The organism is Janthinobacterium sp. CG_23.3 (genome assembly GCF_046115965.1).
Taxonomy (GTDB): domain Bacteria; phylum Pseudomonadota; class Gammaproteobacteria; order Burkholderiales; family Burkholderiaceae_D; genus Janthinobacterium.
In genome coordinates this window covers 1-14,488 of sequence record NZ_JBJXIB010000146.1, presented here as the reverse complement: position 1 = coordinate 14,488, position 14,488 = coordinate 1, and the positions used below count along the sequence as shown (strand labels likewise).

The following is a 14,488-nucleotide window of genomic DNA, read 5'->3' as shown; positions in this document are numbered from 1 at the left end:
GCGGTTTCGCCGGTGTGGCACCCAAGCGTGGTGGCTCTTTCGGCCAGTCGAATTCCTTCTGGCGCGGCAAGCACCTAGACAAGGGCGACGTGGAGGAGGGCGTGGGTTTCGGCCCTTTCCCCCCCCAGGTCGTGGGCGGCGCCGTCCCGGCCGTGGCGCGCCGCGTCGATGCGGGCGCCGCGCTGGCCGCCCAGTTCCAGCGTCTGGTTGAGCAGGACGGTCGTGCTGCGGGTGGCGCGGCGGCTGTCTTCGACCAGGGTTTGCAGTTGCGGGTTGGGCAGCGCGCGCGCCTGTTGCGCGGCGCCGTCCAGCGCCGCCGCCTCGTGCCGGGCGGCGGACAGGTCGGGGTTGGCCCGCATGGCCAGGGCCAACGCGGCCGGCAAGGTCAGGGCGGCGGCCGCTTCGCCGGCGGGGCCGGCGGCGGCGCTGTACGTGTCGTGCGCGCCAGGCGGCGTTGGCGTCGCGGCCGCTGCGGGCATGGCGAATACCGCCACGCTCAGTGGCAATAAAAATCGGTGCATCGAATTCTCCGGATAGTAGGGAAGGATTCGACGAGACCTCAGCTCGTTTCGCTAGAAAATGGCGTTAGCGCAGGTGTGGTGGCGGTCCCGTCGGCTAGGCGACGGAACGCCAGTCGGGCCGCTTGGGGCCGTCCGGGATGTGGGAGGCGTAGAAGAAGGGGCAGGGCGCGACGGCCAGCGAACCGGGAGCCAGCGCGGCCAGGCCGGACGTCACCGGAAAGCTGGCCTGGCCGATGCCGTGGCAGAAGTTGCAGTCGCTGTGCGGCTGGCCGGCGTCCTTCTTGGCCGGCGTCTGCTCCGACTTGGTCTGGTGCTCGTGGCCGTGGTGGCCCAGGTGCCGGGCGCTCTGGTCCTGTTCGTGCTGGCAATAGGCGCTCGCCGCGGCCCAGGACATCTGGAGCGGCAAGACCAACAGCAGCAGGATCAGGAAGAATTTTTTCATCAGGGGGCTATTTTAATCGATTGCGGGCCGGCGCATGCGATGGGGCTGGCGCAGACTTCCCTGGTCCTGCTAGTATTTCCCATATGAATTAATTAATAAGGGAAGAATCGATGGAAAGCCGTCTCAGCCGCCTGGAAGCGGTGCAAAGCATGTTGTTGGAAATCGGGCAACGGTCGAGCACCTGCAGCGATATCAGCGAATTCCTGCAAGCCGTGCACGCGGCGCTGGGGCGCATCATGTACGCGGCCAATTTTTACGTGGCCCTGAGCGACCAGGAGGACGGCCTGGTGCGCTTCCCGTATTTCGTCGACGAGTTCGACCCGGCGCCGGACCCGCGCGCCGGCCACCGGCTGGCCACGCCGGAGCAGTCGCCGACGGCCTGGGTGATGTTGAACCGGCGCCGGCTGGTGATGACGGCCGAGCAGGAGTCGGCCAGGGAAATCGACGGCGCCAGTTGGGGCGGCGGTACCCCGGCCGAGCACTGGATGGGTTGTCCGCTGTTCGACCGGCAGCACCAGGTGCTGGGCGCCATCGTCATCCAGAGCTACGACACGCGGCACACCTTTTCCAAGGAAAACCAGGCGCTGTTCGAGCTGATCGCCAGCCACGTTTCCAGCGCCTTGCAGGGCATGCAGAGCGTCGACCGGCTCGAGCGCGCGGTGCAGGAGCGCACCGCCTCGCTGGCGCACGAGGTGGCCGAGCGGCGCCGCGCCGAGGCGCTGCAGCACGCGCTGTACGAGATCGCCAACCTGTCGGCGTCGGCCTGGGACGCCGATAAGATGTACGTGCAGCTGCACCGTATCATCAGCGGCCTGGTGAGCGCGAAAAACTTCCTGATCGCGCTGTACCACCCGGAGGGCAAGGACATCAGCATTCCGTATTTCGTCGATGAAAAGGACCTGCAGGCGCCGGTCAAGCGCTTCCGCTACGGCATCGGCATGAGTTCCTATGTACTCGAGCGCAAGCAAGCCTGCCTGCTCGACGCCGGCGCCTACGCGGCGCTGGCGGCCGGCGGCCAGATCGACGAGCCGCTGGGCGACGTCAACATCGCCAGCTGGATGGGCGCGCCGATGCTGCTGGGCGAGCAAGCCTACGGCGTGATCATCGTGCAAAGCTACGACCAGTCGGTGCTTTACAGCCAGGCCGACCTGGACATCCTGGCGTTCATGGCCAGCCACGTGGCGGTGGCGATCGCGCGCATGCAGGCGGAGCGCGCGATACGCCGCGCCAAGGACACGCTGGAGGAGCAGAACGCGGCGCTGAACGACGCGCTGACGGCGCTGCGCGAGGCGCAGTCGGAGCTGGTGCGGCAGGAAAAGCTGGCCTCGCTGGGCCGCCTGGTGGCCGGCGTGGCGCACGAGATCAATACGCCGCTGGGCATTTGCGTGACGGCCACCAGCCACCTGGTGCAGGAGTTGAAGCTGACCCGGGAGGAGATGGCGGCGGGCGAGTTGAACGAGGACGGCCTGAACCAGTTCTTCGACATCATCGACCAGACGCTGCGCATCATGACCACCAACACGCAGCGCGCGGCGGCGCTGGTGCGCAGCTTCAAGCAGGTGGCGGTGGACCAGTCGTCGGACAATATCCGCCATTTCAACCTGAACAATTACCTGGGCGAGGTGCTGTTGTCGCTGCAACCTAAGTTAAAGGGCAAGCCGATCGAGGTCGTGGTCGACTGCCCGGCGGATATGGAGCTCGACAGCTTCCCCGGCGCGGTGTCGCAGATCGTCACCAATATGGTGGTCAACTCGCTGGTGCACGGCTTCCCGCAGGACATGCCCGGGACCATCCGCATCGCCGCGCGCTACGACGGCGACTGCGTGCGGCTCGACTACGGCGACGACGGCGCCGGCATGGACGCGGCCACGCTGGGCCAGTTGTTCGACCCCTTCTTTACCACCAAGCGCGGCTCCGGCGGCAGCGGCCTGGGCGCGCACATCCTGTACAACCTGGTGACGGGCGCGCTGGGCGGCAGCGTCAAGGCCGACAGCGCGCCGGGCCGCGGGCTGCAATACCAGCTGCGCTTCCCGCGTTCGCGCCGCTAGAAAAACGCAGGCCCCAAGGCGTTGGCGGGAGGCGTAATCCGACGCCAGTCGGGTTACGCCGTGCCGGCTAACCCGACCCACGAAAACCCTGGACTTAGCGGCGCGGCGCTACCGGCTCAGTCGGGGAAGCGCTCGTTGATCGCCAGCGCCTTGTCGATGTTCTGGATCAGCAGCTCGACGTAGACCGGGTCGAGGTGGTGGCCGCTCACTTCGCGCAGGTGGTCGACGACCTCGCTGACCGGCCAGGCGTCCTTGTAGCAGCGCTTGTGCATCAGCGCGTCGAACACGTCGGCCACCGCGACAATGCGCGCGTACAGGTGGATGGCATAGCCGGCCAGGCCCTGCGGGTAGCCGCTGCCGTCGAATTTTTCGTGGTGCTGGTGGGCGATCACGGCCGCCGCCTTCAAGATCGGCCGCTGCGAGCCGTCCAGGATCGACAGGCCGACCGCCGGGTGCTGCTTCATGATTTCCCATTCCGCCGCGTCGAGCTTGCCCGGCTTGAGCAGCACCGCGTCGGGCGTGGCGATCTTGCCGATGTCGTGCATCGGCGCGGCGTGGCGCAGCACCATCGTCTCTTCCTCCGGCATGCCGGACGCCTGCGCCAGCAAGTGGCAGACCTCGGACATGCGCCGCACGTGGTTGCCGGCCTCGTTCGAGCGCGATTCGACGACGTCGCCCAGGCGCAAAATCAATTCGGCCTGGGTGTCGGTGATTTCCTGGGTCAGCAGGATGTTGTCGAAGGCGATCGCGACGCCGGAACAAAACACTTCCAGCAGCTTGGCGTCGATTTCGGAGATTTCCTCGACGCCCTTCAAGACCAGCAGCGAGGCCTTGCCGCTGCTGTTGGGGAAGTAGCCGACGTAGGTGTCGCCGTGCAGGCGCGAAATCTTGTTGCTCTTGGCGTCGTCGAGTTGCGCCAGCAGCTCCGGGCTCAACATGGCGCCGTCCTCGGGCTCGCCGATGCGCGCCAGCACCTCGTAGTCTTGCTCGCCGCTGATGGCGCTGGCGCCGCGCAGGCGTAGCAGCATGCTCGTCTCCAGGCGCAGCAGGGCCACCACTTGCTGCAGCAGGCCGCTGGCGAAGTCGCGCAGGTTGCGTTGCTGGAAGATGTGGGCCGACGCGGCGATCACCCGTTCCAGGCCCTCGCGGTAGTTGAGCTGGGCCAGGCGGGCTTCCTCGACCTTCATGATGTCGCGGTAGGCGCGCAGCGCGGCGAAGGTGGTGGTGAACAGCTTGGTGCGGTCGAGTTCGGTCTTTTCCTTGTAGTCGTTGATGTCGTAGTTGACGATCACGCGCTCCTCCGGCGCCTGGCCCGGCTGGCCGGTGCGCAGCACGATGCGGGTGAACTGGTTGTCCAGTTCCTCGCGCATCCAGCGCGCCACTTCCAGGCCGCTGTCCTCTTTTTCCATGACGACGTCGAGGAACACCAGCGCGATGTCGCTCTCGCGCGCCAACACTTCCTTGGCCTCGGCGCCGCTATAGGCGTGTACAAAACTCAGGCTGCGCCCGTCCAGGCGGAAGCGGGTGAGGGTGAGCTTGGTGATGTCATGGATGTCGGGTTCATCATCGACCAGCAAAATTTTCCACGGAGCTAACTTGGGCGTTGCTGAAGACAAAAAGGACATAGGGCGAGTTCCGCAAAAAGGCACAACTAACGCAATGCTAACGACGCGGCCGGCGCGGTGTTTACCCGGCGAAGCCGCAGCGGCGCTGCGCGGGTTCAGGGCGCATGTAATCGATTGTAGACTGACATCAAACTATTAACAACAAGCAATACAACCTGCGTGAGGCATCAGGGCAACACGCGGGGCGCGGGCCGGCTGACGAAAAAAAACTGCCGAATTGCAATAAATAACCAGCGGTGGCCGTATTTTGTCGTGTTTAATAGTAAATATCCGTGCATACGAAACAATACTTTGTTTTTGTTAATGTTTGTAACTTTTGGGAAAAATATTTTGCTTGCCGATCAGATGCCAGGAGGCGACAGACGTAACAAAATATTGCTTATGCTGCCAAGGGACGGGGAAAGGCCTATAGTCGCTTGACGGTCGGCGTTGGCCTGTGCCGCCGCTTCCATTTGAAAGGACAGATCATGCGCGTATTTTCTCGAACCATGCTGGCGGCGTGCGCGCTGGCGCTCAGCGGCGGCGCTTGGGCGGCCGTGAGCGTCAGCTACACCCAGCCGGAAAAATTTTCCGACCTGCCGTTCTCGATAGCGGAGCGCGAGCGGATTCTCAAGGAGTTGAGCGCGCATTTCCTTATTCTGGGCAAGCGCTTGCCGGCCGGCCAGAACCTGAACGTCGAGGTCCGCGACATCGACTTGGCGGGCCGGGAAGAGCGGACCGGCCGGACCGCCGACGAGATCCGGGTGTTGCGCGGCGGCGCCGATTGGCCGCGCATCAGCTTGCGTTATACGCTGGAGTCGAACGGTCAGGTACTGGACAGCGGCGAGGCGAAGTTGTCCGACATGGCGTATATGGACAAGCTCAACCGCTATGCGTCGGGCGACCGCTTGCGCTATGAAAAGCGCATGATCGACGACTGGTTCGCCAAGCAGTTCAAGGCCGCGCCGCGCGGCTAGCGCTGCCGCCGCCGCGCGCGGCGCCTCAGTCCATCCAGTTCACCTGCGGGAACTTGGCGCGGAACTCGTCCGGCATCGGCACCACCTGGCTGGTCTTGTAGTTGAAAAACACGAAGCCCGACTTGGCCATCGCGATCAAGGCCTGGTCGCGCGGACGGCTGACGCGGAAGGTAATGTCGCCGCCGTATTTGTTAAAGTCCATCACGCCCACCTCGAACAGCAACTGGTCGCGCGCGTGCGCCTCCGCCTTGTAGGTGGTGGCCAGGTCGGTGACGATGATGCCGGTGCCGTCGTTCTCGGTTTCGCGCACGCCCAATTCAAACAGGAAACGCGCGCGCGCCTCCGATATCATTGAAATCATCGAATCGTTGCCGAGGTGGTTGGCGCCGTTGATGTCGGTCACCCGCACCGTCAGTTGCGACGAATAACAATATTGATCTTCGGGAAATTCAAGTTGTAAACGGGCCATGTTGTCCTCGTGAGCGTGGGCGGCGCGCGGCGCGATGCGTACGCGTAACACGCAATTCTAGCGCCTCGCTTTCGGCGGCGCCGGGAAAAATGCCCGGCCTGGCCCCCTTCCCCGCTCACGGCCCCGCACGATGCGGTAGACGGTGCCGGCCGCGCTCAACGTATAAAGTTCGTTTTGGCCGTCCTGCCCGAACCAGACGACGTTGCCGATGTCGGCGACCGGCCAGTCGCTCACCTCGCCGTTGCGGTACACCAAGCTTCTCAGCGAGCCGCCGCAATAGTCGGAATACAGGTAGCCACCGCCACCGCCACCGCCGCCGCAGGCGGTCAGCGCCGGCAGCAGCACGGCGAACGGCAGCAGGTGCGGCAAGCGCCGGACCAGCCGGGCCATGGCGGCGCGGGCGGCGGGGGCAAAAACGGCGGGGTTCGGGTTGGACATGGCAGGCTCCGCGGGACGATGGCGAACGGCGGTTCGCCTAGGAGTAGACCTATGCGGCGTAGCCTAGTTCAGCGCGGCCGGCTTGGGTTGGCAGCACCCGCTTGGCCTAGTCGCGCACCTTGTTGGCCTGGAAGTTGGCGGCGCGCCCGGCGCGCTCGGCGTCGTAGGCGACGCCGAAGGTCATGTCCAGGTCGGCGCCGTCGAATTGCTCGCCGCAATCGCTACAGGCCAGCGCGATCTCGAGCCGCTTGCCGCAGTGCCGGTGCACCACGTTGAGGGCCGCTAGCGCCGGATCGAGTTCGCCCCATTTGTCGCCCCAGCCGGCCAGCGTCAGCACGATGGGGAACAGGTCCTCGCCCTTGGCGGTCAGGCAATATTGGTAGCGCCGCGGCTTGGCGTGGTAGACCTCGCGCGCCAGGACGCCGTCGCCCTCGAGCCGCTTCAGGCGCGTCGACAACAGGTGCGGCGACATGCCGGTCTGGGCTTGCAGGCCGTCGAAACGCTGGTTGCCAAAGAACAGTTCGCGCATGATCAGCATGGTCCAGCGATCGCCGACCACCGCCAGGCAGCGCGCGATGGGGCACAGCGTATCGCCAATTTCCGACCAGTTCATCTTGACTCCTGCAGTGTGAGGATGCGATTTTAACGGTTCCCGCGGCGCCGCTCACGTTCGTTTGACAGGCCGCGCGCGGCTGAATTGGCGTACGGATAATGTTATTGTCAGGAATGTATTGGCTGCCCCGGCAAGCGGCATAGTATTGTCGGGTGGCATTTATTGCCGGCGGCGGCGGCGGCGCTGCGCGCGGCGTCGAAACAGCCCTATAATCGGACATGAACATTGCCCGTGCTATATTTTTTTTGGCCGGCTTGGCGCTGCTCGGCCTGGCCGTGCCTACGCGGGCCGGCAACCTCTCTTTCAACGGCGCCCCGGTGGCCTCGTGCACGCTGGCGGGCAATGCCTACACCTGCGCCACGCTGGCGCTGGGCGGCCAGAACGACGTCGTGACCATCGCCGGCGGCTACGCGGTGACGGTGGCGGCCGGCTCCTTCGACTTCGGCTTCCACCAGGGCCTGGTCATGAGCGGCAGCGCCGCGCTGACGGTGAACGGCAACCTCGACATCGGCGGCGTTAAAACCGACAACCTGCAAATTAGCGGCGGCACGCTGACCGCCCGGGGCGGCACCTTCAGCATGGGCGCGCAGGCGCAGAGCATCGTCGCCAATATCGCCGCCACGACGATCAAGATCGGCAGCGGCTCGGCGACCAAGGTGACCGGTAGCCTGAGCGCCGTCGGCAACGTCGACATCGCCTCGCACGCGACCGTGGTCGGCGCCATCTCGGGCGCCGACGTGAGCACCGGGGCGCAGTCTTCGCTGAGCGGCAACGTCAGCGCCCGCGGCGCGTTCACGCTGGCCTCGGGCAGCGCGCTGCGGGGCGCGGTGACGGCGGCGACGATCGACATCAACGCCGCCAACAGCACGGTGAACGGCAACCTGACGGCCTCGACCAAGCTGAGCGTCGGTGCCAACAACACCGTCAACGGCAACCTGGTGTCGCCCGTCGTCGACGTCCACCCCTCCGGCGTCGTGGTCAACGGCAACGTCACGGCGTCGACGTCGCTCACGCTCGGCTCGGGCGACGCGATTTCGGGCGACGTTGTGGCCGGCAGGGTCACGCTGGAACCGGCGGGCGCCTATATCGGCGGCAACGCCACGGTGGACGCAATCACGCTGGGCAGGCACGGGCGGGTGGCCAAGACCATCACCTGCAACGGCGGCACCGTCGACGCGCCGTGCAACTGCGTCACCAACGACAGCGGCTACGACGCCTCCAGCACGCCGAGGGGGCCGAGCTGCGCCGCGCCGGCGCCGGCCGGGCCGCACCACATCCTCATCACGCACCCCGGCACGGCGCTGACCTGCCAGGCGCGTTCGGTAACGCTGACGGCCTGCGCCAACGCCGCCTGCGGCGCGCCGCACTACAGCGGCAAGCCGAGCGTGACGCTGACGCCGGGCGGGCAGGCCGTCACGCTCGACGCCAGCGGCGTCAGCGGCGCCGCCACGGTGCGCCGGCTCACCAGCGGCGCGGCCACGCTGGCGGCGCAGTCGAACCCGGCGGCGCTGTCGAACCCGGCCACCTGCGTCAACGCCGCCACCTCCGACCCCGCCAAACAATCCATAATGGAATTCTCGGACGCCGCCCTGGTGCTCGGCATCCCCCACCACCGGGCCGACAGCATGGTCGGCATCTCGGTCAGCGCGGTGCAAGCGTCCGGCGACCGCCAGGCTTGCGTGCCGATGTTCGCCAATGCCGACAAGGTCGTCAACCTCAGCTGCGTGTACGACAACCCCGCCACCAGCGGCGTCAAGGCATTGCTCGCCGGCACGGCCATCGCCTGCGGCGCCGGCAGCGTCGCGGCGCCGCTGCATTTCGACGCCGGCGGCGTGGCCAGCGCCGGCTGGAAGTACGCCGACGTTGGCCGCATCAGCGTCAACGCCGTCTACAGCGGCAGCGCCGCGGGCGGCGACGCCGGGCTGCTGATGCGCGGCTCGGCCGCCTTCGTGGTGGCCCCGGCGACGCTCACATTCGACAAGGTCTGGGACGGCGCCACGCCCGCAGTCGACGCGCAGAGCGCCGCCAGCCCCAGCGTCGCCGGCGCCGTGTTCACCACAGCCGGCAAGGCGTTTTCCGCGACGATCACGGCGCGCAACGTCAACGGCGCCACCACCGGCAACTTTGGCGCGGAGACGCCCAGGCAAACGGTGAGCCTGGCGGCAACGGAGGGGCTGCCGGCGCCGGCTACCGGCTACGGCGGCTTGAGCGGCAACCTGGCGCCGTCCTTCGGCGCCGGCACGGCGACGGTCAGCGATCTGGCCTGGAGCGAAGTGGGCGCCATCAAGCTGAGCGCCAAGGTCGCCAACGGCAACGGTTACCTCGGCAGCGCCGGCGCGCCGACGCTGGACGCCGCCGGCAAACTGCTGAACGCGGACACTGGCAGCGGCAACGTCGGGCGCTTCATTCCCGACCGTTTCGACACCCTGGTACTGCCGGCCGGCGCGTTGACCGCGGGCGTGCCGATGACCTGCATTGCCGGGGTGTTGAACTGCGTCGCTCCGCTCAACGGCTTCGCCTACGCCAGCCAGGGCTTCGGCTTGCAGGTGCGGGCCTTGAACGCCGACGGTATCGTTACGCGGAACTATTCCGGCCCCGCCAGCCCCGCCAACCCCGCCGGCACCAACCTGGCCAAGCAAGTTCTGTTGACGGGCTGGCTGGCCAACGGCGGCACCAACCAGAACGCCGCCGGCGACCCGCGTTACGCGGCCGGCGCCGGGGCGCCAATGGCGTCGTCGTTGTTCGTGCTGGGCCAGGCGCGGGCGACCCAGACCTATGTCTACCCGGCCATCACCGCGCTGCCCAGCAAGGTGTTTTTCCGCGCCATCGACAGCGACCGCGCCAGCTCGCTGCGCGCCGTCGCCAGCGACAGCGCCGAGGCCGGCCTGACCGTCGTCAGCGGGCGCATGCTGATCCCGAACAATTACGGTTCCGAGTTGTTGCCGATGACGATCACGGTGCGCGCGCAACTGCGCAACGCCGCCGGCGCCTGGATCACCAACCTTGCCGACAGCAGCGCCTTGACGCCGAGCGCGCTGAGTCTGAGCGCCTGCACGAAGAACCTGTACAACGCGGCCGCGGCCAGCAAGTGCAAGGCGGTGCTGCTGGCCGGCCCGGCCGGCCAGCAGCCCTTCACCGGCGGCGAGGCCAGGGTGCGCTTGGCGGCCCCCGGCGCCGGCAACAATGGCAGTGCGATCATCAATTTCCTGTCGCCGGGCAATCCGAGCAGTCTATACCTGCCGAGCGCCCCGGCGCAGGCCACGTTCGGCCTCTACAAGGCCGGGCCGATCATTTATCTGCGCGAGCTGTATTAAAGCCGTCGCGCAAGGCATGGTCTTCACCATCACCGGAACCCGACCATGAGCGTTACCTCCGAATGGACCTGGCCGAGAACCTGTAGCCGGCCCGCCGGGCCGGGCCGGGCAGGGCTGGGGTGTTTATGGTAATGTCCTGCCCGGATGGGCGCCAGCAGGCTACAACAGCACGACCCTGGCGCCCGCTTGAACAATAATATGTGGGAATAAAGATGGCCAAAGTAAGCGTTTCTGTGACATTGGCGGCACCGGCCGCGCGCGTGTGGGAGTTCATCGGCGGCTTCCACGCGCTGGCCGAGTGGTCCAGCTCGATCAAAAGCAGCCTGCCGGAGCAGGGCGGACGCGTGCGCCGCCTGAAGACCACCGACGGCGCCGTCATCGCCGAGCGCCTGCAGAGCTTTAGCGAGGCGCAGCGCGAGTACAGCTACAGCATCGTCTCCGGCCCTATTCCGGTGAGCAATTACCACTCGACCTTGAGGGTGCTCGGCGACGACGGCGCCGCCGAGTGCAGCGTCGAATGGTCGAGCCAGTTCGACGCCGTCGAGGGCGTCGAGGAGGCCATGGTCGACGTGTTCCAGCATTTGTACGAGAGCGCCTTCGTCGATTTGCGGCGGCTGATGGGCATTTGACGGCAAGCGGCCGGGGACGCTGGAAACAGTGACGAATAGTTCAGTATTTGGCGATTTGGCCGTCGATTCCCCGATTTTTCTGTCTTTTACGCGTAAAAGTTGGCAATCTCTGGTCCGGTTCCGCCCGGGCCGCGCCAGTACAGAGTAAACTGTATACAGCATTCTTTCGCATTGGGCGATTCGAGCGAACTTGTGAGTGAATTCATGTCCGACACACCTATTTCCCTATTTTCCGACCTCAATCTCAGCGACGCGCTCGTGCGCGCGCTGAAAGACGTCGGCTACGAAGCACCGTCGCCTATCCAGGCGGCAACCATTCCTTTGTTGCTGGCTAACCGCGACGTATTGGGCCAGGCGCAAACCGGCACCGGCAAAACCGCCGCGTTCGCGCTGCCTATCCTGTCGCGCATCGACCTCAAGCAAACCACGCCGCAGGCGCTGGTGCTGGCGCCGACGCGCGAACTGGCGATCCAGGTGGCCGAGGCGTTCCAGGTGTATGCCCAGCATATTCCCGGCTTCCACGTGCTGCCGATCTACGGCGGCCAAAGCTACGGCCCGCAACTGTCGGCGCTGCGCCGCGGCGTGCACGTCGTCGTCGGCACCCCCGGCCGCGTCATCGACCACCTCGACAAAGGCTCGCTCGACCTGTCGAAGTTGAAGACGCTGGTGCTGGACGAGGCCGACGAGATGTTGCGCATGGGCTTTATCGACGACGTTGAGCGCATCCTGCAAGAAACGCCGGACACCCGCCAGACCGCGCTGTTCTCGGCCACCATGCCGTCGGTGATCAAACGCATCGCCACCACCTACCTGCAAAATCCGGCCGAAGTGACGGTTGCCGCCAAGACCGGCACCGCCGACAACATCCGCCAGCGCTACTGGCTGGTGTCGGGCATGCACAAGCTCGACGCGCTGACCCGCATCCTGGAAGCGGAAACCTTCGACGGCATGATCATTTTCGCCCGCACCAAGCTGGGCACCGAGGAACTGGCCGGTAAGTTGCAGGCGCGCGGCTTCTCGGCCGCCGCCATCAACGGCGACATCCAGCAAGCCCAGCGCGAGCGCACCATCCAGCAATTGAAGGATGGCAAGATCGACATCCTGGTGGCCACCGACGTCGCCGCCCGCGGCCTGGACGTCGAGCGCATCAGCCACGTGGTCAACTACGACGTGCCGCACGATCCGGAAAGCTATACCCACCGCATCGGCCGCACCGGCCGCGCCGGCCGCAGCGGCGAGGCGATTTTGTTTATCACGCCGCGCGAGAAAAACCTGCTGAAGGCCATCGAACGTTCGACCCGCCAGCCGATCGGCATGCTGGAACTGCCGACGATACAGGCCGTCAACGACGTGCGCATCGCCAAGTTCAAGGAACAGATCACCGAAACGCTGGCGCTGGGCGAGCTGGAGCAGTTCCAGTCGCTGATCGAGGATTTCGAACGCGAACAGAACATCCCGGCGATCGAAATCGCCGCCGCGCTGGCGAAAATGGCCCGCGGCAACACGCCTTTGTTGCTCGACAAGAAAGCCCAAACCGCGGCGGCCTCGTGGGCCGACGACCGGCCGGCGCGCCAGGAGCGCTTCGACCGTCCCGAGCGCAACGAGCGTTTCGAGCGCAACGAGCGCGCCGAGCGTCCGGCCTTCCCGAAAAAGGAACGCGTCGTGCGTCCGGCCGACGCCGGCATGCAAACCTTCCGCATCGAAGTGGGCCACGCCCACGGCGTCAAGCCGGGCAACATCGTCGGCGCCATCGCCAACGAAGCCGGCCTCGATTCGAAGCATATCGGACGTATTGAAATCTACGACGACTACAGCGTGCTGGACTTGCCGGACACGATCCCCAACGAATTGCTGGACCAGTTGAAAGGCGTGTGGGTTGCCGGCCAACAGTTGCGCATCAGCCGCGACGGCGAGGCGCCGAACCCGGCGCCGGCCGCCGCGCCGAAGCCGCGTCCGGCCAAGGCCTTCGACGAGGCGCCGAAGCGCGCCGCGCCGGCCAAGTCGTTCGACGAGGCCCCCGCGCGCAGGGAAGCGCCGGCCGCCGCCGAGGCCGCGCCAGCGCGCGCCAAGAAGGAGTCCAAAGGCAAGCCGGGCATGATCGCCTACCGCATCGAAGTGGGCCGCAACCACGCCGTGACGCCGAGCAACATCGTCGGCGCCATCGCCAACGAGGCGCAGTTGGAAGCGAAGCACATCGGCCGCATCGACATCTTCGACGACCACAGCGTGCTGGAAATGCCGGAAGGCATGCCGCCGGACGTGCTCGACCACTTGAAGTCGGTATGGGTTGCCGGCAAGAAGTTGGACATCAGCCTCGACGACGGCAGCTCGGCGCCGATGTCGGCGCCGAAGAAGGCGTTCAAGCCGAAAAGCGACTTCGCGCCGCGCTCGTTTGACAAGAAAGCGCCGCGCAAGACCTTCAAGCCGGGCTAAACCGCTTGGCGGGATGGGATAAACAAGAAGGGACCGCCAAGGCGGTCCCTTTTTTTCGGTCAACGTATGCGTGATTTCGTAGGTCGGGTTAGCCCGTTGGGCGTAATCCGACAACGTTGGCCTAGAGCAGCGCGTTGCGCTTCAAAACCAACGGCGTAACCCTGGGGCCAGGCCCCGCGCGCCAAGGCGAGCACCGCGGCTTTTTTGTCGCGCAACCGGCGCCTCAGTACTCCGAATACTTGCGGGCGTCGCCGCGGACCCGCTCGGCCGGGTATTTCTCCCGGTTCAACTGCATTTTCTCCAGCACGGCGGCGCGCAGGTCGACGCCGCTCTTGTCGGCCAGGCGTATCAGGTAGACCAGGATGTCGGCCATTTCATGGCGTATCCCGGCGCGCTTTTTGTCGTCGAGCTCGGCGTCGGCGCCGCTCGGCAGCCATTGGTAGTGCTCGACCAGTTCCGCCACCTCGACCGAGAGCGCCATCGCCAGGTTTTTCGGCGTGTGGAACTGGTCCCAGTCGCGTTCGGCGACAAAGCCGCGGATCAGCTCGCGCAATTCGACCAGGCTGTCGATCCGCCCCCCCGTGTCGCCAGCGTTGTCCATGCCCATCCCTCCATTGAGCGGGCGCGGCCCCCGCCGCCGCCCGTGCGGCCATGTTAGCACCGGCGGCGGCCGTTGCGCGGCGCGACGATACCCGGCGTTTTACTGACCCAGCGCAGATGGCCGCAGTTTCAACTGGGATATCTTTGATTTTCCTGCCGGGAACATTGAACGCGCCGGCGCGGACTTGCTGGTGATTGAATGAAGCATGAGATATGTCAAATCCGCTCCGGGTCGGGTTGCATGAGGCGGCGCCTTTTGCCCATAACATGGGGAAAGGAAAAATTTTCAAATTGAAATTAATGCATTTGGTGACTGTTCAGCCGCTATGCGGCAAGCGGGATAGGATTACCGTTGAAGGCCCGGAGCAGAACCTCAAGCATGCCATGGCCTTGCTTGCGT

At 65.8% G+C, this 14,488-nt stretch carries 13 protein-coding genes; 6 read left to right on the top strand and 7 right to left on the bottom strand.

Going from position 1 to position 14,488, the window contains the following annotated elements; genetic code table 11:
- Positions 1-74 precede the first annotated feature (74 nt).
- Together ACFDR9_RS24125 and czcI are read right to left on the bottom strand one after the other, a co-directional pair.
- Positions 75-521: a TolC family protein gene (locus tag ACFDR9_RS24125; protein ID WP_409032606.1), complete on the bottom strand. Its 447-nt coding sequence runs from the start codon at positions 519-521 to the stop codon at positions 75-77.
- A gap of 94 nt (positions 522-615) precedes the next feature.
- A complete protein-coding gene (gene czcI, locus ACFDR9_RS24120) occupies positions 616-963 on the bottom strand; it encodes a cation efflux protein, CzcI family (protein WP_017877714.1) in 348 nt (115 codons plus the stop codon).
- Positions 964-1,073: 110 nt separating this feature from the next.
- Between czcI and ACFDR9_RS24115 the strand changes: the two genes are divergently transcribed.
- Positions 1,074-3,011, top strand: a complete 1,938-nt coding sequence (locus tag ACFDR9_RS24115) for a GAF domain-containing protein (protein WP_409032605.1) — start codon at positions 1,074-1,076, stop codon at positions 3,009-3,011.
- Positions 3,012-3,127: 116 nt separating this feature from the next.
- Here the strand turns inward: ACFDR9_RS24115 and ACFDR9_RS24110 are convergent, their stop codons facing one another.
- Positions 3,128-4,636, bottom strand: a complete 1,509-nt coding sequence (locus ACFDR9_RS24110; RefSeq protein ID WP_409032604.1) for a DUF3369 domain-containing protein — start codon at positions 4,634-4,636, stop codon at positions 3,128-3,130.
- Between the two features lie 467 nt (positions 4,637-5,103).
- Between ACFDR9_RS24110 and ACFDR9_RS24105 the strand changes: the two genes are divergently transcribed.
- Complete coding sequence (locus tag ACFDR9_RS24105; RefSeq protein WP_409032603.1) at positions 5,104-5,592, top strand: DUF3016 domain-containing protein; 489 nt, start codon at positions 5,104-5,106, stop codon at positions 5,590-5,592.
- 25 nt (positions 5,593-5,617) lie between these two features.
- On the opposite strand, the gene ACFDR9_RS24100 is transcribed toward ACFDR9_RS24105, so the two are convergent.
- The 3 genes from ACFDR9_RS24100 to ACFDR9_RS24090 all read right to left on the bottom strand — a co-directional run bounded on the left by ACFDR9_RS24100 (position 5,618) and on the right by ACFDR9_RS24090 (position 7,112).
- Positions 5,618-6,061, bottom strand: a complete 444-nt coding sequence (locus tag ACFDR9_RS24100) for a thioesterase family protein (RefSeq protein ID WP_409032602.1) — start codon at positions 6,059-6,061, stop codon at positions 5,618-5,620.
- A 57-nt stretch (positions 6,062-6,118) separates the two neighbouring features.
- Positions 6,119-6,499: a hypothetical protein gene (locus tag ACFDR9_RS24095; RefSeq protein ID WP_409032601.1), complete on the bottom strand. Its 381-nt coding sequence runs from the start codon at positions 6,497-6,499 to the stop codon at positions 6,119-6,121.
- A 106-nt stretch (positions 6,500-6,605) separates the two neighbouring features.
- Positions 6,606-7,112, bottom strand: coding sequence for a winged helix-turn-helix transcriptional regulator (locus tag ACFDR9_RS24090; RefSeq protein ID WP_409032600.1), 507 nt, complete (start codon positions 7,110-7,112; stop codon positions 6,606-6,608).
- Between the two features lie 218 nt (positions 7,113-7,330).
- Between ACFDR9_RS24090 and ACFDR9_RS24085 the strand changes: the two genes are divergently transcribed.
- The 3 genes from ACFDR9_RS24085 (at position 7,331) to ACFDR9_RS24075 (ending at position 13,488) form a co-directional block, all read left to right on the top strand.
- The gene (locus ACFDR9_RS24085) at positions 7,331-10,426 is read left to right on the top strand and encodes a DUF6701 domain-containing protein (RefSeq protein ID WP_409032599.1); all 3,096 of its coding nucleotides are present in this window, start codon (positions 7,331-7,333) and stop codon (positions 10,424-10,426) included.
- Positions 10,427-10,638: 212 nt separating this feature from the next.
- Positions 10,639-11,055, top strand: a complete 417-nt coding sequence (locus tag ACFDR9_RS24080) for an SRPBCC family protein (protein ID WP_409032598.1) — start codon at positions 10,639-10,641, stop codon at positions 11,053-11,055.
- A 204-nt stretch (positions 11,056-11,259) separates the two neighbouring features.
- Positions 11,260-13,488: a DEAD/DEAH box helicase gene (locus ACFDR9_RS24075; RefSeq protein ID WP_409032597.1), complete on the top strand. Its 2,229-nt coding sequence runs from the start codon at positions 11,260-11,262 to the stop codon at positions 13,486-13,488.
- A gap of 223 nt (positions 13,489-13,711) precedes the next feature.
- On the opposite strand, the gene ACFDR9_RS24070 is transcribed toward ACFDR9_RS24075, so the two are convergent.
- The gene (locus ACFDR9_RS24070; RefSeq protein WP_409032596.1) at positions 13,712-14,089 is read right to left on the bottom strand and encodes a nucleotide pyrophosphohydrolase; all 378 of its coding nucleotides are present in this window, start codon (positions 14,087-14,089) and stop codon (positions 13,712-13,714) included.
- 212 nt (positions 14,090-14,301) lie between these two features.
- Between ACFDR9_RS24070 and ACFDR9_RS24065 the strand changes: the two genes are divergently transcribed.
- Positions 14,302-14,488 (top strand): hypothetical protein (locus tag ACFDR9_RS24065; RefSeq protein WP_409032595.1); only part of this gene is annotated, 187 nt, incomplete at its 3' end.